At 31.0% G+C, this 25191-nt stretch carries 17 protein-coding genes; 10 read left to right on the top strand and 7 right to left on the bottom strand.

The annotated features are described in order from the left end of the window. Window position 1: 1 nt before the first annotated feature. From IV513_RS02980 to IV513_RS02950, 7 genes are all read left to right on the top strand, one after another. The gene (locus tag IV513_RS02980) at window positions 2-892 is read left to right on the top strand and encodes a M23 family metallopeptidase (RefSeq protein WP_245168840.1); all 891 of its coding nucleotides are present in this window, start codon (window positions 2-4) and stop codon (window positions 890-892) included. Further along, window positions 882-1598 carry a hypothetical protein gene (locus tag IV513_RS02975; RefSeq protein WP_209389030.1) on the top strand — a complete coding sequence of 239 codons (717 nt, stop codon included), beginning with the start codon at window positions 882-884 and terminating at the stop codon, window positions 1596-1598. The genes IV513_RS02980 and IV513_RS02975 overlap by 11 nt, the downstream gene beginning before the upstream one ends. A 51-nt stretch (window positions 1599-1649) precedes the next feature. Continuing rightward, the gene (locus IV513_RS02970; RefSeq protein ID WP_209389029.1) at window positions 1650-2402 is read left to right on the top strand and encodes a DUF6449 domain-containing protein; all 753 of its coding nucleotides are present in this window, start codon (window positions 1650-1652) and stop codon (window positions 2400-2402) included. A 68-nt stretch (window positions 2403-2470) separates the two neighbouring features. Then, window positions 2471-3151 (top strand): hypothetical protein, encoded by a 681-nt coding sequence (locus tag IV513_RS02965; RefSeq protein WP_209389028.1) that lies wholly within the window; start codon window positions 2471-2473, stop codon window positions 3149-3151. Window positions 3152-3164: 13 nt separating this feature from the next. Next, window positions 3165-8294 (top strand): SNF2-related protein, encoded by a 5130-nt coding sequence (locus IV513_RS02960; RefSeq protein WP_209389027.1) that lies wholly within the window; start codon window positions 3165-3167, stop codon window positions 8292-8294. A gap of 54 nt (window positions 8295-8348) precedes the next feature. After that, window positions 8349-11453 (top strand): AAA domain-containing protein, encoded by a 3105-nt coding sequence (locus IV513_RS02955; RefSeq protein WP_209389026.1) that lies wholly within the window; start codon window positions 8349-8351, stop codon window positions 11451-11453. After that, complete coding sequence (locus tag IV513_RS02950) at window positions 11450-12358, top strand: hypothetical protein (protein ID WP_245168839.1); 909 nt, start codon at window positions 11450-11452, stop codon at window positions 12356-12358. The genes IV513_RS02955 and IV513_RS02950 overlap by 4 nt, the downstream gene beginning before the upstream one ends. Window positions 12359-12444: 86 nt before the next feature. On the opposite strand, the gene IV513_RS02945 is transcribed toward IV513_RS02950, so the two are convergent. From IV513_RS02945 to IV513_RS02915, 7 genes are all read right to left on the bottom strand, one after another. Beyond that, a complete protein-coding gene (locus IV513_RS02945; RefSeq protein WP_209389025.1) occupies window positions 12445-16029 on the bottom strand; it encodes an NACHT domain-containing NTPase in 3585 nt (1194 codons plus the stop codon). Continuing rightward, window positions 16026-17123, bottom strand: a complete 1098-nt coding sequence (locus IV513_RS02940; RefSeq protein ID WP_209389024.1) for a metallophosphoesterase — start codon at window positions 17121-17123, stop codon at window positions 16026-16028. Before IV513_RS02940 ends, IV513_RS02945 begins: the two co-directional genes overlap by 4 nt. A gap of 87 nt (window positions 17124-17210) precedes the next feature. Continuing rightward, window positions 17211-19640 carry a hypothetical protein gene (locus IV513_RS02935; protein ID WP_209389023.1) on the bottom strand — a complete coding sequence of 810 codons (2430 nt, stop codon included), beginning with the start codon at window positions 19638-19640 and terminating at the stop codon, window positions 17211-17213. After that, the gene (locus IV513_RS02930; RefSeq protein ID WP_209389022.1) at window positions 19624-19839 is read right to left on the bottom strand and encodes a hypothetical protein; all 216 of its coding nucleotides are present in this window, start codon (window positions 19837-19839) and stop codon (window positions 19624-19626) included. Before IV513_RS02930 ends, IV513_RS02935 begins: the two co-directional genes overlap by 17 nt. Before the next feature lie 12 nt (window positions 19840-19851). Continuing rightward, entirely contained in the window at window positions 19852-20322 is a 471-nt protein-coding gene (locus IV513_RS02925; RefSeq protein ID WP_245168838.1) for a hypothetical protein, read from the bottom strand. Window positions 20323-20409: 87 nt separating this feature from the next. After that, window positions 20410-21285 (bottom strand): IS982 family transposase, encoded by an 876-nt coding sequence (locus IV513_RS02920; RefSeq protein WP_209389021.1) that lies wholly within the window; start codon window positions 21283-21285, stop codon window positions 20410-20412. Between the two features lie 95 nt (window positions 21286-21380). After that, complete coding sequence (locus IV513_RS02915) at window positions 21381-22598, bottom strand: site-specific integrase (protein WP_209389020.1); 1218 nt, start codon at window positions 22596-22598, stop codon at window positions 21381-21383. Between the two features lie 517 nt (window positions 22599-23115). On the opposite strand from IV513_RS02915, the gene IV513_RS02910 reads away from it, so the two are divergent. The 3 genes from IV513_RS02910 to IV513_RS02900 all read left to right on the top strand — a co-directional run bounded on the left by IV513_RS02910 (window position 23116) and on the right by IV513_RS02900 (window position 24891). After that, a complete protein-coding gene (locus IV513_RS02910) occupies window positions 23116-23364 on the top strand; it encodes a type II toxin-antitoxin system ParD family antitoxin (RefSeq protein ID WP_077564582.1) in 249 nt (82 codons plus the stop codon). Next, window positions 23364-23663: a type II toxin-antitoxin system RelE/ParE family toxin gene (locus IV513_RS02905; protein WP_209389019.1), complete on the top strand. Its 300-nt coding sequence runs from the start codon at window positions 23364-23366 to the stop codon at window positions 23661-23663. Before IV513_RS02910 ends, IV513_RS02905 begins: the two co-directional genes overlap by 1 nt. Window positions 23664-23898: 235 nt before the next feature. Continuing rightward, window positions 23899-24891 carry a phosphotransferase gene (locus IV513_RS02900; protein WP_209389018.1) on the top strand — a complete coding sequence of 331 codons (993 nt, stop codon included), beginning with the start codon at window positions 23899-23901 and terminating at the stop codon, window positions 24889-24891. Window positions 24892-25191 lie beyond the last annotated feature (300 nt).

The raw sequence follows: 25191 nt of genomic DNA, 5'->3' as shown, positions 1-25191 counted from the left end.
AATGAATACAAGTAAAATGAAATATTACTACGCTTTAATAGCCTTTCTCTTTTATTCATCAGGATTTTCACAGTTCAACACTTTAACACCAATGCTGCCAAAGAAAATGGAAAACCAAAAAATATTGGAGAACACTAAAGCGGTTGAAGAGAACAATCCAAAGCAAAAAAAGGATAAAAAATCGTGGAAGCAAATATTGAATTTAACTACAAAATCCAATTTAAATAATGAAACTGAAAGTTCCACGAAGTGGTTAACGAGTCAAATAGATTCTCTGAAAAACCAGATGCTCAAATTAAGTGTAATAAAAAACGAAAAAAAGAATTTCGATTTCAGAAAAGTAGAAGATTCTCTAATCAAAATGCTAAAAGAAAATACTAGAAATCTGGGTAATCCCGGAAAGTTCATACGACAATCTGAATTTTTGGAAGACCAAAACAGTGAAAATGATTTTGTTTCCAAAATCAATATGCCTCTGAAAAGCAGGATGACCGTTACATCACCATTTGGAAACCGCATTCATCCCATTTTTGGGACAAGAAAATTGCATAATGGAATCGATTTTAAGGCCAATTATGAAAATGTATATGCTGTTTTAGACGGAACTGTTATTGAAGCAGGTTGGGATTCTAAAGGCGGAGGAAATTATATTAAAGTGAAACATTTCAACAGGTTTGAAACCGCCTATCTACATCTTTCAGAAATATATTACCAGGTTGGTGAACATGTAAAAGCCGGATTTATAATTGGAAAATCTGGAAACTCCGGAAATTCTACAGGACCACATTTACATTTTATGGTAAAAGAATATGGAAAACTAATCAATCCTGCTCATTTTCTAAATGACCTTATAAAAGTGAATAATCTAATTGCAACATACTATGAACAATAACAATTTACCCACCGAAGATTTGAAAAAATTCGGAATCATCAACGAAGATTTATCATTCTCCAAAAAACTGAATGCAGATGACATCCAGAAATTTCTGCAAGGATATACCATTGTTGCAGATAACGACAAAAACAGAGCAACTTTTCAGCTCACGGAAAACAATACCAAGTTGAAAGTCATCTTTTTGGAAAGAGATAAGAATCTTTCCGAAATACTGAGCAACAGCAAAAACGAAATTCAATACTCTACTACTTTTTCAAAGTATGGTATTAATGATGAAAAGAATGCTGCACGGCTCAACTGGACGAAATCTGCCTTTATATTCGATGAAAAAAAACAAAAAATAATCGAATATGATATGATTAAAGATGCTCCAATCATTACCCAATTGATTACAGAAAGAGAAAAACCTGAAGAAGTGAATCGGTACAAAATCGAACTGAAAAAACTTCAATCTTTTCTTCAGGACAAAATAGACCAATATCCTGAAATCGCCAAAGAAATTACCGAGAACCTGAATATTGTTTCTAAAGAATTAAACAACGTAAACAGTATTTCACCCGATGAGAAACAAATTTCTAAAGGAGGTAATTCCGACATTCAACTGATTGTGAACGATAGAGATCTATTTGAAGATGCCAACAGAATGAGAGAAGAACAAAAAGAAACTGAAGAAATACAGAAATCACGAGGTTTCAGAAGATAATTTGACAACAGACAACGATCAATAAATAGTAACAATCAAAATCCAAATAGTATGGAAACACAAAAAGAATTCGACAAAGTAAAATTTTTAAAAGACCAATTGAAATACCTAGGTTTCGGAGAAGGCGAACAACTTCACAAAGATTTAGAAAAAGGTATAAATTCTAAAGAACAGCAGTTTGAAATTAAAACCACTTCCGACAAAACACTTCCTGGAAACAAGGCTGATTTTACCTTAAAATTCAACAAAACGGAAAGTGGTGGCATTTTTATCAATTCGTATCATGCAAAGCTAACCAACGAAAAGAACGAAGAAATTTCTCACAATTTTCCGGTCAATAGAGAAAACTCATTCACCGCAAAAGAAGCCGTGAATCTTATGGAAGGACGTAGCGTAAAGATTGAATTTCACAACCCGAAAAGCGATCAGCAGGAAACTGCTTTTATCCAATTCAACTTCGAAGAACCCAAAACAGAAAAAGGAAACTATCTGTTTCAGAATTTCTATCAAAAATATGGCGTGGATACTGACAAAATTGTTGAAAAATCCAATCTTATTTTCGATAAACCGGAGTACAAGGAAAATACCATAAAATCCCTTGAAAAAGGAAATATAGTCAAAGTGAAATTTCAGGAAAATGATCAAATTGTGGAAGGAAAAGCAATTCTGAATCCTGAAAACAGGAATCTCAAACTCTACGACAACGACATGAACAGACTCAACACCAATAAACCTTTGGAAGGTCTGGAACAAGACAATAAGCACGAAAAAAACAACGTACGAGAGCAAAGCATTAAACGATAAATAATACCTGACCATTTTCCGAAAGCGGTACGTCTGATGATTTGCCGCTTTTTTTAAATCGAATTAAAATGAAACGAAAACCAATATTTTCATGCTCCATTTTGGGGTTAGCTCTCCTATCCTGTCACAAAGAAATCAAATCCGAAAAAGGTGGAATCGACATGATTTCCAATGTGTATTTCGATGCTTCCAAAGGTTTGGACAGAATGCAGAATTTCCATTTGTCAAAAATGAATTATTCGGGAGATACGCTTATAGAATTGGTTCCCGATCTTACGTTCCCCGAAATCAATAAAGAGATGTATTACATCAAAGATTCATTGTGTTATTCCTTGGGTACGGAAAGCGGTAATATCATACTTTCAGATGTTTCTGACAAGCAAAAAGCTTCATTGGTATGGAACAAAAAAGAAGGAGCTATTTTTTCAAAAGAAGAAATTCCGAATTATAAAAACAGAAGAAATTTATCGGATACACTCCTATTCAATAAAAAATACAAACGTTTTGAAATCAATTCTCCTTGGACTTACACTCGGTTTTATATCTATCCAACAGATACCATTCTACCCTACTCAATTTACAAACATGCAGAACATGATTACAACGGAAGATTGGAGCGTATTGATTCCTACAACAAAAAAAGTGATGTTTTTGTAAGCCTTCAATTACTGCCTAGAAAAAATTGGGATGATTCAGCGAAAGAACTATTTGAATTCAACCATTTTATAAAGAACAGAAAAAGTAAATAAAACAACAGATTTTATGAACGTTAATGATGATATTTCCGTACTTAAAGGAAGCAAAAATGAACTAATTGTATTTGAAAATGAATTGGATACCCTTTCATTTCTACAACTTTTGAAATTAAATAGCCAGGAAAATAACAGAACTCTTATAACCTTGAATTCTACCATCAACACAAAGAAATTTCTTAACAGGTATCAGAATTTTGATGGTAAAATATTCCTATGCCTAAGCGGAAACAAAACAGGAGATACAGCAACCAGAAAAATTCTTGGTGAACTTCAAAACAAAAATAGTAAAGACATCCGTTTGTTGTACGGAATTTCTGAAAACGGCCATCAAAACCTTAGCGAATATTTACAAAACAAACTCCAACTTCAAAAGAAAAATACTACTTTAGTTGAACCAAAAATTTCAAAACATGCAAATGATAGAACTCAATCCAACCGAATTTCCGACACTCAGCACTTGGGATCCGAATTTTCTGAACGAAATTCTGGAAAACCTTTCCAAAACAGCCAATCCGAGCAAAACAGAAATAACACAAGCGGACAAAATGTGGACAGCAACAATGCTGGAAATGGACTTAAAGACACAATCTGGAAGCATTTGGTCGGAGACAGAAATGGAAGATCCAATGACGGAGCACAACCGCAAAATGCTGAAGAAAATGAAGGAAAAGAACATTCCTTGGGCGGAATCGTATCCAGAAGAGCTATATCCAATAGTACAGAACGAAAATTAGATTTATCTGCTCAAAATAATGAGGATTTAGAAGCTCTTATTTCAAAATACAAAGGTCAAAAACTGACCAACGAGCAAGTTGCAGAAGTCGTTTCCGCAACTTGTTTCATTTCTGCCGACAACAAAATTGTTCTCAAAGAAAATCTCATCATCACCGATGATTTAAAAGACATCTGCAATCAATACGAATCCGGTGGAACTGCAAAAGAAGGCAGAGGAATCTTAGATGAATACTATACCGATTCCAAAATTGTAGATACCGTTCGTAATTTAATCAAAGACCAATTTAAAAATGGACAGGAAGTTTCAGTTTTAGAACCGAGTGTCGGAACCGGAAATTTTCTTTATGCTGCGAAAGATTTGGGATTAAAAGCAAACATTACCGCTTTTGAAATCAACGAAACGACTGCAAAAATTGCTAAAATCCTTTATCCTGAAGCCTCTATCAACCTTCGTTCTTTTGAAACTGAATTTATTGATGAAAAAGGCAGTAAAAAAGAGGTTTCGGAAAAATACGATTTGGTCATCGGAAATCCACCTTACGGCGAACATCGGGGCTATTACAAAGGTTTAGGCGAAGAAGCTAAAATATCCAAATACGAAGATTATTTCGTAAAACGAAGTTTGGACGTTCTGAAAGATGGTGGAACATTGGCAATGGTGCTTCCTTCAGGTTGGCTAAACCGACAAAACAATTTGAAAAAGGCAGAAATTATAGAAGGATTCCGTTTGCCGGTCGGAGCTTTTGCCGGAACGCAAATCGGTACAGACATTATCATTTTAAAGAAAAATACTCTCTTACAATCTCAGAATATTTCAGACTATTTTGAGCAAAATCCTGAAAAAATTCTTGGCGAAACGCGTGAAAAAACCAATCGTTTCGGGCGTTTGGAAAACTATGTTCACGGGAATCTAGATGATGCTTTATCGAGAATAGAGCAACTTAAAAACAAACAACAAACTGAAAGAATCGGAAATCTTTTTGAAGATTTGTTTTTAGAAATTGAAGAACCTAAAACTGAGAATAAAGTTTCAGAAACCAAAAGTTCGACGAAGGCTTCGAGTCAAAAGAACATTCCAGAGACATCCGAAACTTTGGAAAAAATTGAACAGGTAATTTCAACACTCAATGCTGTAAAATTCAAATCTCCGGCAGTTTTAAAGGAAATTGAAAAATACTCTAAACTACAATCTCAAATTACTAGCGAACCCAAGAAGTTTGACCAAAGCCAAATTGATGAAATCCAGCAAAAAGCAGATAAAATCATTCAATCCCAAAATGAAAGAAATGCGGAATATAAAATCCAGACGAAACCTGAAATTAAAAAAGGAATTCTAAAATATCAATTTTCGAAAGCAGATGAAATGGTCAATACTTCGCTACAAAACAGCTCCGACATTACCAAAGAACAGATTCAAGCCTTCAGAGATACTGAATATGACGGAACACTGAATAATCATGGAAAACACTACCAATTTGCCAATTATATGGATGGAAAATGGGTACACGATTTTTATTATGCCGAAGGAAATATTTATGCAAAATTAGAACAGCTTGAAAAAGATTTTTCTGATAAATATTCCGTTGGCGGAACAGAAAACCAATATGAAAAACAAAAGAAATTGCTTCTTAGTGTTCTTCCAAAACCAAAAACTTTAGATGAAATTTTCATCAGCCCGAATCACGAATTTATACATCAGTTCGGGTTAGGACAAATAGAAAAGGAATACTATAATTATACTACAAGACGTTCTGAAACAGCAGTTGTAGATTACAATCTTGCCGAAAAATTTAAAGACTTTGTAGGTACTTTATCTAGTGATGCTTTTGCTGGATCATCATCTTGGGAAGTTAAAGGTTTTGTTGATAATGAAACCGTTACGGGAAGCGACAAAGAACGGAATGCTTTAATCCGGGAAAGACGAAAAGCAGCAGCCAACGATTTGTTTTACAAGTTTATTCGGGAAGAATTATCCGATGATTTGAGAGAACGTTTTGTTAAGGATTTCAACCGAAATTACAACAATATTCACGTTCCGGACTATTCGAAATTTCCTTTGTTTTCAAAAATTCATTTGAATTTTAAAGGTCGAGAATTGCGGTTAACAGAAGTTCAGAAAGCAGGAATTGGTAGACAAACTACCAAAGGTGTTGGACTTTTGGCCCATGAAGTGGGATTCGGGAAAACTTTATCGGGAATTCTTTCCATGCATGAAGCAATGGAGCGTGGAAATGCCAAAAAACCGATTATCATAGTTCCGAACGATAGTATTTTAAAACAATGGGTAGAAACGATTTTTGAGACGATTCCTAATGCCAAAGTCAATGTTTTAGGAAATCTAGGAAAAGATTATGATTTGTCTAGATTCGATAATAAAGACAGTGAAATTACCATCGTTACCTACGAAGGTTTTAATAACATTGGCTTTTCCGAAAATGTCACTGAAAATCTGGCTTCCAAATTTTCATACATCTCAGAGAATGAATTAAAAAGTGTCAATTCCATCAGCGAAAGAGATTTCCAGAAAGAATTGGAAAAAGAAAAAGAAATCCAAGGAAAAATGAAGCGAGGGAAAATCTACGATTGGGAAGATTTTGGATTTGACCATCTGACATTTGATGAAGTTCACAACGCCAATCATATTGTAGGAAAAGTGAGAATTGAAGACCGCAGGTTTGCTTCGGATTTTAGAAGTCAAAACCAACAAACTTCAAAACTCGGAATCAATACGTGGATGGCGGCACAATACATTCAGGATCAATACGACGGCAGAAATGTTACGCTACTTTCCGCAACGCCTTTTACCAACAAACCTTTGGAGTATTATTCCATCCTATCGCTTATTGCCAACAAACGCTTGGAAGAATCGGGATATTTTAATGTCAATACTTTCTTTGAAACCTTTATGGAGGCGGATAATGATATGGAGATTGATGCTAAAGGTGATGTAAAGTTTAAAGCGAATGTCCGAAGATTCAAGAATAATTCTCTTTTTCAGCAACTGCTCTCGGAGTTTATTGATATTAAAGGTGAAGAGGACAATCCCGAACTTATTCGTCCTACGAAAATAAATAAAGAATATAAAATTGAGCAAAATGATTTGACAAATGAGCAATACGATTTATTGAATGAAAACTTTGCAGAAAGTGAAAAAGGAGCGATTCTAACGCACATTCTTAATGCACGTTTGATTGCTATCTCTCCTTATTTGTCTCCGTATTATGAAGGAGAAAAACCTACCTTGAATGAATTTATTGAAAATTCTCCGAAGTTAAAGCAGACCATGGATTTGATCCAGCAGAACAAAAAAGACATTCCAGATTCAGGGCAAATTATTTATTCTGAATTAGCCGTTTCTGAATTTCCAAAACTAAAAGAATATCTCGTACAGGAAATCGGCTACAAACCTACAGAAATTGGAGTGATTACTGGAGCGACAAGCAAACTTAACAGATTGAAAATTCAGGATGAATTCAATTCTGGGAAAATAAAAGTGGTTATTGGCAGCGAAGCGATTCAGGAAGGAATGAATCTTCAGGAGAATACAACGGATGTATATCTTCTTTCGTTGCCCTATAATTTCACATCACTTCGACAAGTGGAAGGACGCGCTTGGAGGCAAGGAAACAAAAATGAAAATGTGCGGATCAATTTTATGCTGACCAATGACAGTATTGATGTTTTTATGCTTCAAAAACTGCAATCCAAACAAGCTAGATATTTGGAAGCCATGAAAAAAGGTGCTGACGTTTTGGATATTTCCGATATCAGCACGCAGGAACTGAAAACTGCCATTATCACCAATCCGGAAACCAGAGCCAATATTGAAATTGAACTGATGAAAAAAAAGATGGAAAACGAGAAAAATAAATTCTTTGCCGACAATGCTTTTGTATTGAGAAAGTATGAGGATTTTATCAAAGTTCAGGAAGATGTAACCAAAGCTCAGCACAATTACAACAGGATTTTAGGCTACTCTAAAGAGGAAAGTGAAAATGGAGAATATTGGAAAAACCAACTCCCCTTTTATCAAAAGTCAATTGATTCTGCGAAAATTTTGGTTTCTGAAGCCATTGAAAATTTATCTCAAAAAGGAGTAAATGTGACCGAGATCGAACTCCAAACTAAAATGACCGAAGATAAAATTGCTGAACTTGACAAAAAATTGGAAGAACTTCCCGAAAGAAAAATTGAATTAATTTCACGATATACTTTGGAAAAACAGGAGCAACTTAAAGCTAGTGCCAATAAGGATTATGTGAAAGAAAGGGAAACGGAAAACAATTTTCTCTTTAAAAAGACTGATTTTAATTATGAGATAAAAAACAGCAATTCTACTCCTCTGAATAACAAGATACCGATAATACCGGAACAGATGACTTCTTTTCAGAGGAGAAGATAATAGATTGAAAATATTCTTTATTTTTATGTAATTAAATAATCGAAATAATCATCAATGAACGAACATAAAAAATTACTATCTTGCTGGCATAAACTTGAGCATTTCAGCCCTGCTTCTGTACCAAAAGTATCAGACATAAATGTAGATGTACTTAACGAAAAAAAGGAACCTTGGAAAATTCCGTTAAAATCTGCAGAACAAAACAAAGTTCTTGAGTACACAATTTACATAGGTGTTTTTGATTCATCAATAGTAAATGATTTTGTTACAACCTATTTCAAAAACACAGAAAAAGATGAGAATTTCAGAAATTCAAAAATATGCTATGCTTCCTTAAAATTGGATGAAAATGGTAAATATATAAACGAGTCGTTAGGACTATCCACTTTGCCATGGGCACTTAGCCAACTTGAGAATGGCAAAATAAATAATGATGATTGGGAAACCACTTTTGAGACTATCAAAGAAAATTTAGCAGAATATATTTACATAAACTTTAAAGAGACAATAACCAATGCAAACAATGAAATAGTAAAAATTTCAAAAGTTGTAAACAACATTCAACTACTAAAGCTTCAAGATAAAATAGATTCATTAAGCAAATGGAGTATCAAACCTTTGAAAGATATTTATATTAAAAGAGTTGAGAGATTTAAAACAAAGAATGATAAAGAAGTCACATCTAATGCGGAGATACTTAATAGTTTTTATGCTAAAGACCTAGAAAAAATTATTTCGAATTATATCGAAAAACCAATACCAAAAGCTTTTAAAGAGTATTTAAATGGGAATTTGGGTATGCAATCTGAAAGAATTGATATTGTAAAAGATATAAAAAAATTTAAAAGTGTTTTAACCCCAGATAATTATCCAGATGGGTGCTGGCCCTCTGACTATACTTCAAGCTTAATGCAGCAGTTTGCTATAAATACCATTTTTAATAATTTATCTGAAAACAATCAGGAAGGTATGTTCTCTGTAAATGGTCCTCCAGGAACAGGAAAAACAACTTTACTAAGAGATATTATTGCACCCATCATCGTAAAACGTGCAAAACAATTATGTAAAATTGAAAATCCTTCCCAAGCTTTTAAAAAAGTGGGTTCTGTAAAAATCAATGAAGAGTACTCACCCTATATTTATGAACCAATCAAAGAATTGACAAACGGAGGAATCCTAATAGCTTCTTCAAATAACGGTGCAGTAGAAAATATCTCAAAAGAATTACCTTTAAAAAAAGAAATCTCAACGCATTATAGTTCCAATATATCATACTTTAAAACAGTTGCTGAACAATGTATTGATGAAGGCAATTGGGGACTAATTTCAGCCGTTTTAGGCAACAAAGAAAACAGAAATGAATTAGTAAGTAGTTTGTGGTTTAATGCTGAATTTAAAGATTTACAAAACACTCTTAAAGAAGATAAGATTTTTGATAATTCGGAATGGAGTGCGATAAAAACTAAATTTAAAAATAAGCTTGATGAAATATCTTCGGAAAAGAAAAGACTAACGTTATTTGAAAAAGAATATAAAGAATTAATTAGTACCGAAGAATCGCTATTTAAAGTAACAAAAGAATTAGATACTACGACAATTGATTTTGAAAAATTAAAAAATAGCTTTAAAAACCAAGAAACTAAAGTCTCAGCATTAGAAAAAAATAAAAAAACGACATTAAACGAGCTTTCAATAATTAAAACTAGTAAGCCAAGCTTTTTTTCATATTGGTTCAATAAAAACAGACGAAATACATATAAAAATGCTTTGGAAATGGCATTAAATAATTATAATAAAATTTCCGAGAATTTAAATACTGAAAGCTCTATTTTATCAAAAACGGAGTCAGAGCTAGATACTTTAAAACTACTAAAAACAAAACAAACTGATGAGAAATCTGTTTTGAACAAACGGCTTAACGAATTAAAAACCTTGGCTAACAAAGCAAGGCTAGAACTAAAAAATAATTATGCTGATTCTGATTTTTGGGAAAATATAGAATCAAAAAACTCACAGGAATCTTGTCCGTGGTATTCTGAAAAATTAAAAAAATTACAATCTGAATTATTTATAATTTCCTTAAATCTTAATGAAATTTTTATTCTGACAGCCAATTCAACTTCAAGCAGAATTTCTACCACTTTAGCTGGCTTTTTTGAATATTTAAAAGGCGATACGCAAGCTACCAAACAAGAAATAAAAGCAATGTGGGACACTTTTTTCTTGGTAATTCCTGTGATTTCTTCAACATTTGCCTCCATTCAAACGATGTTCAAGGATTTAGACAGAGAAGATATTCCTTGGCTCTTCATTGATGAAGCAGGTCAGGCAGTGCCACAAGCCGCTGCTGGTTCTATTTGGCGTTCAAAAAGAGTTAGTGTTGTCGGTGATCCTTTTCAAATTGAGCCAGTCGTAACTATTCCAAACACAATTACGGATAATATTAGTAAATATTTTGATTTGGACAGAAATCAAATAAGTTCTGAACTCTCGGTGCAATCAATGGCTGATAGGATAAATCCTTTTGGTTCATATCTGACAATCAATAGTAAAAAAGAATGGATAGGAATGCCATTGAGAGTGCATAGACGTTGCATCAGTCCTATGTTTGAAATTTCAAACAGTATTGCGTATGACAATACCATGTATAATTGCACGGCTAACAAAGATAATGTTAGTGTAAAATTTCAAACTTCATTTATTCATTGTAAAGGAAATGTCATTGGAAGACATTTTGTACAAGAGCAAGCCGATATTATTAAAGACCTTTTAAAAGAAGAAATAAATTTCACTAAAAATCTACCTGATGTTTTTGTAATAACACCATTTAGTGAAATCGCGTCTAATCTTAACCGCTTTCTTTTTAAATATTTAATAAATGAAATAAAAAAGCATAAAGAGGTAAGCAATAATGAAATGACAGAGTGGTTAAAAACTCATATAGGAACAGTACATACTTTTCAGGGAAAACAAGCGGAAGGAGTCATCTTATGTTTGGGATTAGATGAAAAATCAAAAGGTGCCGCAAACTGGGCTTCACAAAAACCAAATTTATTGAATGTTGCAGTTACCAGAGCTAAATATAGATTCATTGCAATTGGAGACGGAGATATATGGTTAAAACAGTCTTATTTTAATCAATTAAAGAAACTTTCATGACAAATAATTTCGACAAAATTAAAGAGCTTTCCGGAATAGATTCTAAATTATGGAAACTTACCAAACAAATGAACATATTTTCATTGCCACCAGGTGTTCAAAATATGATTGATACCCAATATAGAATCAGTGTAATCTTACCAAAGACTTTCGTTTCTGAAACTATAATTCCAAATTTTGAATTTCCTGATTATAAAAAAATAATCCCAGATTTTTCAAAAAATATTTATTACAGTTCAAATGTATTTGAATCTCTAAAAAGCATTTCTCAAATTGGTGAGAAAATATCAAATAATCCAGAAGTTCAATTCTCATTTATAACAGATTTAGAAATTCTAAATCTTAAATCAACGGAAGAATTAAAAGAATCTTTGATTGAAAGTCTTGCTGATGAAAAACTAACTGAGAAGGAAGATTTACTTAACAAAAACTTAATTCCACTTTTAGAAGAACTTCAATTAGATAACTTATGGCTTGGTGCTAATTATGCTATAGAATCTTCAGAGAACCCTGATAAATTAAGACACTGTTTAATTTCATTAAGGACAATACTTGAATACCTTATAGATGATAAACTTGCACCTTTTGAAAAGATTAAAAATGATGAGATGTTCAAATCTGAATTTAAAAAATATCACAATGGAAAGCAAGATATTCATTTCGTTAAGGTTTCGCGAAGTAAAAAAATCAAATATTTCACACGTAAATTCGAGTATGGATTCTTAGAAGAATTTACACAAAAAGACATTCAATATATTTGTGATTGTTATTCAATATTATGTAATGTTCATCAGCCAAATATTGGTATAAATGAAAGTCAGGTAAGAAGTTTAAAAATTAAAACCGGAATTACAATTTGGCTTCTTTGTTATTTGTACAAAATTCAAGAAAATTTTCTTAGCTAACGTGAATTATGTTCAGAGAGATGATTTCTACAAAAATTTTATGAAAAGCAACGCAAGATTTTTCTTATTCAATGATTGAAAAAAGTTTAAGAATTTATTGTTTTTATCACATCATTTATAGAAATTTTTTTTGAATTTGATTTCAGATAGGAGTTTTCTAAAATTTCAATTAAATGGTTAATATAAAAAGCTTGATTAGTTTTATCATCAACATCAGATTTAATCTTTGATAAAATTATTTTCAAATTATTATATCCTTCTTCACAATAACCAAGATTAGCAATAACAATTCTCAAAAATTCCCTTGAATGATGTAAGTAAAATGAACCCTCATACGTTTCTACAAAAATTTTATAAAATAGTGGTTCAATCAGTTCAAGCTCATTTAATCGTTTATAATTGGAAACATCTTTTGGAAGATTTCCGCTTGCTCCCCCATGCTGAATATCTATCATTGTATTGAGCATAACATCATAATAATACAAGGAATCCTTTTGATTTGTATAAAAAAGAATATTTACGGCTTTATGAATAAATTCTTTGTGATCTTTCCCTAAATATGTCCTTGCTATTTCTAAACAAAAAGCATCATCATTATATTTTTCTTTAATTAGATTAACTGCTCTCCAACACAAATGAGTAGATACATCTGTACAACAAGATTTCAGATATTCGAGAGGATTATCAATTTTATCTGAAAAATAATCAAGAATATCACTACTAAAATATAAAAAATCATCCTCAATTAATTGTTGTCCTATTTTCGTATAACATTCATTTAGATTATTCTCAATTGCATATTCAAAATGGTCTTTTTTTGCCAAATATCGAAGCGAGATTTCTTTGATATTTTTTATAACTCTATTGTTTAATTTTATCGGGTCAATTATTCTTGACTTTATGAAATCTATAAAATTAGCATTCTCTTGTCCCGAAGAACCTGCAATATTTCCATATTCAAGAACATTAAGATAAAAATCTTCACTTCTCTGTATTTCAAATTTAATATCTAAGAATAAAAGAATTTTGATATATTCATAATTAATAGTAGGCGAAAACCTATCTATTTCCGTTGGATGAAGGTCTAAAACATTTTTGTAATCAATTTTTCTTTCCAACTTATAGGTCAATTCTTTCAAATTTTCTCTATTATCCTCTGAAAGTTTATAAAAATTCGCACTATTATGACTCAATATTGATTTAATCACAGATAAATAAAAGTATTCATCATTGAGAAGTTCAATTACGAAATCAAAATTAAGTTTGTTTTGTTTACGAAATGCCGTTTCAATAACAGCGTGTACAGAATAGCGTAATCCATGGTAACCGGTTATCTCATACCAATTCCAAAATATTTTTTGAAATTCTGCTTGTTCAATTTCTCCAATTTCATTAGTTGCAAAGAAATGTTGAATTTCAGAAATTAATTTTTCTTTGTTAAATAAAATTTCAAAATTCCATTTCTTAAAACTTTCATATTTTTCTTGATAATCTCTAATTTGCTCATCTGTATATAATAACTCTGAAAATTCATAACCTTTTTCCAAAAATTTGCTCTGCCAATATACAGCTAGTTCTCTGTTGTCATGAGACATCCAGTTCCGGATTGATTGAATATCTTTTGCATTAAGAAATTCTAACTGACCTATAGTATATGCGATTACTACCTCATCAATAGAATCTTCTGTAAAATATCTACTTAGTACGTATAATGAGTTTTGCTGTACTTTGTTCGATTGCAGAAGACGTAACATATCTTCAGTAGATACTCCAATTCTATTCAAAGTACTACTTAAGAATTCTTCTCGGGAAAACAATCTAACGTCATTTGAAAAACAAAAATCTAAAAATGAATTTTTAAATTCAGCTTCTTTTGAAAACTGCTCAATTCTAATTGCTAAATCATCTTTGAAATCTGGCGAATATATACTATCAATGCGTAAGGTATTATTATCATCAAAAAGTAATTTGACTAAATTCATAAAAAAATCAGCGTCATTTGTCTTAAGCATTATATTTCCAACCAATTGCTCTGTACCACGAAGAACCCTATCATCTTCAGGATTAAAGTGATTTAAAATTATTGTGTAAACAATATTGTTATTTCTTTCATTTTCAGGAATAGTGCCCAATATTGAGATAAGCTGATGAGATATAGATTTGTCTTTTGAATTTTTGAGCAAAAGTAGAACCTGTTTCCAATATACTGAGTCTTTTTTGTGAATATTCTGAATTTTAATAGATTTCAAAATTTCAGATTGAAAATAGGCGTTTTCATCATTAATCAGTTTAAAAAATAAATCTTTAGTAATTTCTAATTGACTAATTGATAATTTTTTATAAGAAAGAACTTCAATAAGCGAAATACGACTTCGCTCTAATCTTTCTTTATTCTCAATTTCTTTTATAATAAAATTGAAGTCGGCATATTTTGCCAGAATATCAATTTTAACTTTCCCATTCTGATTTAACCAAAAAGTTTTATTTAAACATCGCTCTGTATAATATGTTTCAAAAATTTGGTTTTGGATTTCAGGTGACAACCTATCATCATCGGCAAAGAACAAAATTTCAATATCATGTTTTATAAGCCACTCTTTCAGGTAATCAAATCGTATTCCTTCCAAAATATTAAGAAGAAATGTAACTGTATTAAATAAAGTAGGCTTTATTTTTTTTAAACCTTCTACAGAAATAAAATCTATTATTTTTTCATTTTCTAAACCCTCAATATATTTTGCTGCAAAATATTCTTGATAATTTTTATGTCTGAAATTGAAATCGGTTTTAGATTCTTGAATTTCAATAAAAGGAAGTTCTTGAAATATACTAATTCCAGCATCTTCTAAAATTGTATGCAGCTGTACTTCAGATATTGAATTCTGTTGCATTAATTCTGCTGATATAGCCACTTTTTTGCATGCAGATAAAATTTGAGATTCTGTAAAGTTAAATCTTTTACATAGTTTTTCTTTTGTCTTTTTAACTTCCGAGTCAATGAACAGCTCCATGGATTCTACCAGCGTAGAAGGAAAATCTCCATTTAAAAAAAAGTATTCTGCAAACGAATCTAAGTTAAATGGTGTCTGTAGAACAGACTCTAAATTTTCAATTCCGTCATCAGAAACTTGTAAACCATGCTTATTTTCAAAAATTCTTTTGATTTGATCTAAAGAAAGGTATTTAAGATAGACCCTTTTAAATTCAGGAACATTTATTAAATATTTTTCATAAATATTCGTACGACAACTTAATACGTATTTTATTTTTAAATCATTGTATTTCAAGATAAAATTTTCCAACTCTGAAATAAAATCCTGAATATTGGCAATTTCATCAAGACCATCAAAAATAAAAATGATAGATGGCAAATTTTGCCAATTCTCAACATTAATTAAATCTTCGATCGTCGATATTGTTCTAAAAGTTTTGATGTTGAGATAAAGAGGTATTAATTGGCTTGTATCTATATCCTTCCAAATTTCCTCAAAAATATATTTCAATTCCGTTGTTTTTCCAACACCCGGATTCCCTAATAAAAATATCTTATCATTATCGTAAATGAAATCCAATAAAGTTCTGCGATCTTCAATATCATCAAATAAAGAAAACGTACCAGTATCAATTGTACTTGTTTCAATATATCTTAACTCGTAATACTCTTTGTTCATGATCTGAAAAATTTAGATTTATCAAGATTTTGACTATTTACCTTTACATTCCTTTCAATTTTTGTAAATGATAATTTATGTTTAGAATTGTCACAACCGTCATCCGGTGCTGTATCACTATCTTTTCCAAACATGCATTTATCATGTATATATTTGTAGTATGTAATTTTTTCAATTATAGCCTCTTCAAAGTTAATGTCAATAATATGAAACCCAGGTTGCCATTTATTTTCGGTTTCTGCTGGTTTATTCAATGCTGCTCTAGCCATGATGCCAAAACAACTTCCTGTTGGTGTAATGTGATTTAAATAAGCGTGATGATGTTTGTCTCCAATTAAATGCAAATGAAAGTCTTTTTGAGCTAGAGTCCTAAACACCTCATCTTTCTCGGCGTAACTTTCTAATGGATGATGAGTGAGAATAATATTACAAGCGGTACCAAACGTTGAAATTCTATTAAGAGCGTGATATAGTTGTTGTTCACCGAAATACAACTTTTTATCTTCATGTTTTTTCAAATGACAAGTACTGCATCTCCAACTGTCATTTATTAATGCAAAGCCTACCTTTACTCCATTGGAATATTCATAGATAAATGTTGATTCATTGTTAGAAAAGGTATACTTATCTGTATCCTTATGAAATCGCTTCTCAAAATTTTTAAATAACTCAATACGCTTATTACTACTATTAAATCCACTTCTATTTGCGGAAAGTAATTCGTCTACCTTACCATTAACTTCTGAATCTTGAAGTCTTTTTTCGTCGACCCATATTATTCCATTTTCGTCGACATCATGATTCCCCGGAATGAATAAAAAATTAGAATTAAACAAACCTAATTTTATTTTTAAAGGCAAAATAAATTCTTCTTCAAAAATAAGATATGGGTCTTTATAATCACAAAATTTCTCTATTTCAAGTAAAGAGTGACCTCCCTGATCTACTAAATCACCTGTAATAGCAATAATATCTATTGGTTTTATAGACTTTTCCCTTTCCAGAACTTTCATTAGTGCTTCACGATAATTATTTTCAAACTCCGTATAATTATTTTTGGAGAGATGAATATCGGAAATATGAACGATTCTCATTAAGTAAAAAGTTTATTAATTGTCGTTATTTTTAATCTAAATGTTCCAAAAGTTTAATTACACAGTAAATTAAGATTAGGTGAAAACTTAAATTTTCCAATCATATTTTGTCGTGTCACAGCCACATCTTATTTTCTTTGCAACGTTATCATAGTTTTTAATGGAAACCTTAGGTCGTTTGCAAGTTAATTCCTGACAGTAAAAAATATTTTCAAGCTCTTCTATGTCTGCCCAAAATGCTTTTAAATCACCAATTTTAGGGTTAAACGGGTTATCATGAGAAAGTAAATTACCCAGTAAAGAAGAATTTGCAACACGTTCGATAACTGGAACTTTCGATTTTAAGTCTTGTCCGCCATTTTTATTAATTTTTGATTTTAATTCATTCAATAATTCATCTGGCATTCTTTTTTCGTTCACATCATTTAGTCTAAAACTTACTTTTACATCCAAATTCAAACAAATCTCTTTTAGTTTGGCTTCCAAATATTTTCGTATTGGATTTCCAAGGGTTTCAACTGAACTGTTTGCTAGTTCTCGTTCAATAAACTCTTTTAGATCACTTGGTTTTTTTTCAAGGTGTGTTCCTTTTGCTTCTGTCCATTTTATTTCTCCGATTGTCCAACCTTTTCTTTTTGCTAATTGCTGGACATAACTAAACCATTCTGCTTCGTGCGTCAGAAGAATGAATTGATAATCTGCAAATTTATCAAACAGTAAATCTGCAAAGCGTTTTCTGTGTGTAGTGTCAAAACTTGATATAACATCATCTAACACGATGAATTTATTCTCCTTATTAAAAGCAATTACAGAAGCCAAGAAAAATGAAATTCCAAAACAGTTTAAGTGTGATTCACTAAAATACTTTTGTGGTGGCGAAACCCACTCATCATTGTATTTGTATTCAATAGTAATTCCGTTTAATTCATCATCCTCGCCAATGGTAACAATCCTGATTTCGTGAAATTGTTCATCAGGATTCATATATTGATAGAAGTCGTTGATGTATGAAGAAAACGCATTTATGAAACTTTCCAAACCCTCTTTTTGGCGTTTTACAAATTCGTTGAAAACAAGTTCCAAAGAGTTCTTTTGATATTCTAATTTACTTTTGTCTTTTTCAAAGCGTTTGATTTTCAAAAAAGCATCTTTTGCAGCCGAAATGTTTGCGTAAAGTTCAGTTGATTTATCGTTTTTAATTGCAGTTTGTATTGTTTCAAATCTTGTAGAAATTTGCTCTTGAATTTTGAAATCATCTTCAGCTAAAATCAAAATATTGTTTGCAGGAAGTTTATTTCCCGAAGTAACTTTTTCATTAGCTGATTTCTGATATTCGGTTAGCTTGGTGCTTAAATTACTTATTGCCTTTTTGATACTTTCATTTTCTTGTTCATTCAGTAAAGCATTATTCGCTATAAGTTCAAGTCGTTTCAATCGTTCTGCTATAATGTCGGAAACAGATTTTTTAGCGCTGTCAAATACAATTTTCTTTTTAGATGATTCTTCAATTTCTTTTAACCTCCGTTGAATGTCAGTTTTTAACTCTTCAAGGTTCTTTTCCTGTAAACACAATGGGCAATTATCCTCTTTGTGGAATTTCTTTGTTATGACAGTTTCTCCCGACTTCAAAAGTTCAGCCAAAAAAGTTTGCATTATGCTTTGAACATCTTCGGCAATTTTGTTGAACTCCGAAAAGTATTTCTGATATTCTTCGTCAATAAAAGAGATTTCGCTCTTAAGTGTTGAAAGTGCTTTGTTAGAATTTTCTAAAAATTGAAGTTCTGTTATCTGTTTTGTATTTGCAGGTTTCTTGATGTGGTTTAAAACCTTATCAATATCTTCAATAGAGCTTACAGTAATTCCTGTTTTTAAAGGTTCAATAATTTCATTTATCTTTTCAAACAAATTATTCTCTTGGCTCACTGCTGCACCAATTTTTGCAATTAGCGTTTGTTTTTCATTGTTAATTTGTGCTTCAAAGTTTTGGGTTTTTATTTCTGATTTAATTGAATTAAATACTTTTCGTAAAACATCTTTCGTTTTGGTTACTTCTGAAAAACCAATAATGTCTGACAAGTATTTGAGTTTGTCGCCTTTGGTTTGGTCAATGAAATCACGCAGAAATTGGTATCTAAGTAGTAAGTTTTCGTTTTGTGAAGCGGAATAGTATTTTTGAAAATCATCGGAAGAATTTGACGTTTCAGATATTAGCTTTCCTTTTTTGCTAAACAAATTCTTTGTAGCATCAATTGCATTTTTAGTGTATGAAATGGCAATAGAAGATGTGTCATTTTCTTTTTGATATGAATTTCGTAAAGCATCTTTCAAATCAATTTCACTACCCGACAAATGAGAAACTTTGTCAGTGTAAAACCATTCAATAGCATCAGAAATACTACTTTTTCCTGTTCCGTTATCGCCATATAGCAATACAGATTTTTCATTAAGCGGTAATGAAATGGAATCTTTTATTCCCCTGATTCCTGTAATTGATATGCTTCTAATTTTCGTTGCCATTCTCGGTTCTTATTTTTTGTAGTTCATTAACCACATTCTTGTCAGTTAATTTTCCATTGGTGTATAATTCTGCCAAACTCTCAGCAATCTTTTTATCAACGTTTTCAATTGATGAAATTTCTTTGAAAAAATCATCTAAAATTTCTTTGCCTGATTTTACTTTTGTATCTTCGATTATGTTTTTATTTGCTTCTTCCATTCTGTCTTTATTTTATTTGAAGTAACTCCAATCAATTTTAAAATCTGTTGTCAATGTATTATTAAGTATTTCAAATCCTGTTTTATTGTTGCAAATTGGATATACACCATAGTGCTTAACAAAATTCAGAATGAAATAACTTTCCAAATCCTCTACTCTGAAATCCCAAATATTCCTTAGCATTTCAATATTGATATAAGTAAACCAAAGCGGTTCTACTTTTCTGTAATTCACTAATCCGATATTTTTTGATGTGCCTTCAAAATGCCCAATTAGTCTGCTACCAATACTATTTGTTCTTTTCTCACTCATCCCAATATAAAGCAACTTTGATTTATCAAAAGGATATTGTATTTGGATATCTGAACTAAAAATAAAATATAAACCAGTAATACCATTCAGGGGTTTAATATTTTTTGCCTCAAAAGACATTGGAGCATCAAAATAAATAGTAACTGTCTTATTACTTAATTCGTTATTCATAATCAAATCTCGCTTAATAAAGGCTTTCAATTCGCTGCCACTTTGTGCTAAAATTTAACAAAAATACTAAATTAACCCGTAGTGCATTTAGGCAATACTAATTTTTAAATTGTTAATATTTCTGTTGTTTTGTTTATTAATGAGTTGTATCACAGTTAGAGCGGTTATTTTAGCTAATATTCTTGTTTTAAATCCTTGAAAAGTTTTTGCATAATTATTCCTAATATTAAACTGATCACACAACTGTGAAAAAAGTGTCTCAATACGCTTTCTTGATTTTCTCAACAGATATGGCTGTTCTTTATAATCTTTCTGATTTTTTCTCATAGGAACTTCCAGCTTAATTTTGTGATAATTAAACAAATCTATTTGGATTTGTTTGCTCAAATAGCCTTTATCTCCAAGAATAGTAACATTTGAAAATAAATTTTCAACATCATGTAAATAGTGAATATCATGAACAGAAGCTTTACTCAAATCGAAACTTCTAAAAACACCTTGTATTGTGCATACAGCATGAAGTTTATAGCCATAATATCGAGTTTGTTGTGAGGCACAGAAACCTTCATTAGGAGATGTTGTAAATTCTTCTTTGCAGATTTTCAACCTATGTTTTCTTGACATTTTACAGATTTCCAATGGCATGCTGTCTACTATATGATATTCTTCATTAGAGATAATGGCTTTCGACATTCGCCCTCTTATTCGTTCAATAAAAGGAAATAGTTTCCTTTTTCTACGATTATAAACACTCCTTTCTATCTTTAAGGACAATGATTTTGGCATTTTACGAAAGAGTTCATATTCACTGTCTATACCCAAATATTCTGCAACTAATACTAAAGAAACTACTTCTTTATCATTTAGTTTTGGTTTTCTGATTTGAACAAGATAGCTTTCCTGTTTTTCCAAATTATTAATCGTTCTCAAAATTTTATTGTAACTTGCTTTCAGGTTGTTCATATTATTTAACTAACTGGTAATTAATTAAATATACAAAATATTCTATTTTGGAACAACCTTTTTATATTACTCTTACAAATGCACTACGGGTTAAATTAATAAACAAATTTATCCACCGCGTCATCCAATTCTTGAGAAATAATCTTAGCATAAATCTGAGTAATCCCAATATCTGAGTGATCCATTAGTTTTGAAACGTGTTCTATCCGCATTCCATTGTTGAGTGCATTGGTAGCAAATGTATGACGGCTTAGATGAAAAGATAAATTGAAAGGTAATTTTAAAGCTTTTCCAATATTCTTTAGGTGTAAAGAACATAGAGATGTACACCTTTCAATTTCAGCATTAGCATAAAGTCTATTTTCGAAAAACGGAGTATTATTTTCCAACATTGGAAATACAAAGTCTGATTCTTCCTGACCTTCGTCGTTGTATTTGTTAAGAATGTCAATTGCTACTTGTCCTATTTTGAAACTATGAAATCTTCTTGTTTTACGAATAGTTTTGGTAATTCTATTTTCTTTGAGGTTAATATGTTCCCATTGCAATTCCAGAACATCACTCAAACGCAATCCTCCGGCATAAACAGAAAACAAAAACATATCTTTGATAACAGGTGCTTTTGAATTCTGACTTACTTCTAAATCCCTAAAAGCTTGAATTTGATCTTTATTTAAAAACATTCGCTTTCCTGGTTCTTTCTTTATTTGAATTTTATCAAATGGATAGACATTAGCATCCACCAAATCTTCTTTTATGGCATCTTTAAAGAATTTAGCTAAAATGGTCATGGCGTGCTTTATTGTAGTATTTGAATTTTCGAGAACATTACTACAATAATTGTTATAGTCCTTCAACATTGAAACTGTCATATCATCAAAATTCAAATCTTTACTTTCTATAAAATTTTCAAACTTCGAAATGCAATCTTTGTAGCCTCTGTAGGTTCTATAAGAAACTCCGTGTTTCATTTGCTCTAACCTATTGTAAGCATAATTGAAATAATTAACTGAGGATTTTCCTTTAATAGCTTCCTTTAATCTCCTACCCGACACTGTTTTTGATTTTCGTTCCAAGTCTGCAACGTGTCCTTCTGCATCTGCAACCCTTTGAGACAACAATGCATTTACCCTTGCTGAATTAGGGAAGCTTTTTCGCACCCTTTGCTTTTCTTCATCCCACTGGTTTTCCTTGAATTTATATCCTGTACTGATAAACCTTGACTTGCGATCTTTGATAACTCGGATATATAAAGGGCTTTCTGCGTTTTTATCTATCTGCTGTGTTCTAAGTATCAGTTTAACTGTTGCCATAATCTTTGTAATTTAAGAAATAGAACTAAATTTGAAAAGCAATGCAACCAAATGAAACAACGTAAATCCAACGAGATATAAACGGAAGCATTACATTTCAAAGATACAACATTTAGTACAACAATTATTTATTTTACTTGCTTTTTTTCGCATTTGTTTACATAGTAATATTTTAAAAATACCCTATTTATAAGCAATTACAGGCAATTAAATTCGAAAAATTAAATTATACATATAACATAGTATTTGCAAAAGGCGGGGTTGAATATATAATACAAAAACCCGATGCATTTAGTCGCAAATTGCTTTTCGTTCCACATTTTTTTTGTAATTTAGTTCCACAAAAAAGCAATTTGCTTCGTTCAGTCGAAATTGAACTTTCCGTCCAATTTAGTCCGCCCTTCGCAAATACTTTTTCCGTTATCTGCAACCAGATTTGACCAATATTACGTAAATAAAATTTGGTTTAAATACCAAAACTTGGTATATTTGATTTTGAATATTAAATCAAATTGTTATGGCAAAAAATACTTCGATTTTATTGGGCGATTATTTCGACAATTTTATCAATTCACAAATTAAAAATGGAAAATATTCTTCAGCAAGTGAAGTTGTAAGAGCCGCTTTAAGAATGTTTGAACACGAGGAAACTAAAAAATCTGAATTAATTAAAGAACTTAAAAAAGGTGAAAAATCGGGATTTGCGGCTAGTTTTAATAGAGAAACTTTCAAACAAAACTTACATCAAAAATATTCTGCAGAATAATGAATTACAAAATCAGTAAACAAGCAGAAATTGATTTAGAAAATATTTGGCTTTATACTTTTGAAGAATGGTCGATTGAACAAGCTGACTATTATTTTGAATTGATTATGGATGAAATCGAATATATTTCTAAAAATCCAAAATCGGGAAAAGATTATAACGAAATTAGGAAAGGATATTTTCGTTCTCGAGTAAAATCTCATTTTATATTTTACAGAATTAACTTTAAGGAAGAATGTATAGAAATTATCAGAATACTTCATCAACAAATGGATGTCGAATCTCACATAAATGATTAAATAACCGCAATTCTGGCTGCAGATAACATAGTATTGGCGAAGTGCGGGGTGAAGTTTTAGTTGGAAATTTTGTAATATTTTGCCGCCGCTGCTTTTCTATTCCACAAAAAAGAGTAATTTAGTGTAAGAAAAAAGCATCGGCTACGTTTAGTCTAAATTGAACTTTTCGCTCAATTCAGCCCGCACTTCGCAAATACTTTTTCCGTTAGCCGTAATTATTAAATAGCAGTGCTCAATGACAACTTTCCCAGTAATAGCTTCAACTTTATCGGAAACAGAATTAGGAAATTTTATAAAGGAAAAATATCAACTATCAGAAAATTTTCAGTGTAAATTATTTAGAACGGGAGTAAATCACACGTACTTTATTTCGGATAATGAAATAAGGTTTGTTTTTCGAGTTTACTGTTATAATTGGCGAACAAAAAAAGAAATTGAGCAAGAATTAGAACTTCTCAATTTACTAAAAAATCATTCTCTTTCGATTTCGTATCCAATTCCAGATAGCAACCTAAATCTAATTCAAGAAATCAATGCTCCTGAAGGAGTTCGATATGCTGTACTTTTTTCATTTGCTAAAGGTGAAAAAATGCGTTTTATGTCTAATGAAATCTGTTTTTCAATAGGTTCTTTGATGGCAAAAATTCACAACATAACCGAAAATAAAAAAATAGACAGAATTAATTATGATTCTGAAATTCTTTTAAACAAAGCATACAATTTTTTAAAGCCATATTTTGACGAAAAATTGGATGAAATGAAGCTGTTAAAAGATATTGCAGAAAAAATCCCAAAGAAATTTAATGAAATTAATGAATTAGAAAATACAACAGGAATCGTTCATTTAGATATCTGGTATGATAATTTAAGCGTAAATAATGAAAATGAAATCACAATATTTGATTTTGATAATTGCGGAAATGGATTATTAATTTTAGATGTCGGTTATTTTCTTAAGCAACTATTCTTTATAGAATCTGACAAAAATGAATACGAATTAAAGGCAAAAAATTTTCTTAATGGTTATCAAAAATTAAGGAATTTATCATCAAAAGAAATTGAATTAATTCCCGAAGCTGGAGCATCAATATTTGTATTCTATCTTGGTATTCAAGCTCAAAGATTTGATTGGTCGAATATTTTTTTAACAGAAAATTATCTTAAAATGTTTGTCGGAAGAATAAAAAATTGGCTTAATTATTATGAAGAAAAAAATAACTACGGCTAACACGGTATTGGCAAAAACGGGCTTGAATATCCAAATTGAAAATTGGAATATTCTTAGCCGCCAATGCTTTTCGTTCCAACTTTTTTTGTAATTTAGTTTCCACGAAAAAGCATTGGCTTCTTTCAGTCAAAATTGAATTCTCCGAATTCCTTTTTGCCCGTCTTCGCCAATACTTTTTCCGTTATGTGCAATATTATACAATGCATATTCCTGAAATAGGTTGACAAAAAATTCATTAAATATTGTCAAACTATGGAACAAGAAAAATTCAATAGGTGTCCAAAATATACCTATCAAAAA

The organism is Chryseobacterium sp. RR2-3-20 (assembly GCF_017808115.1).
Taxonomy (GTDB): domain Bacteria; phylum Bacteroidota; class Bacteroidia; order Flavobacteriales; family Weeksellaceae; genus Chryseobacterium; species Chryseobacterium oryzae.
Note: the sequence above shows the minus strand (reverse complement) of the source record. Positions and strands in the feature narration are given on the sequence as shown.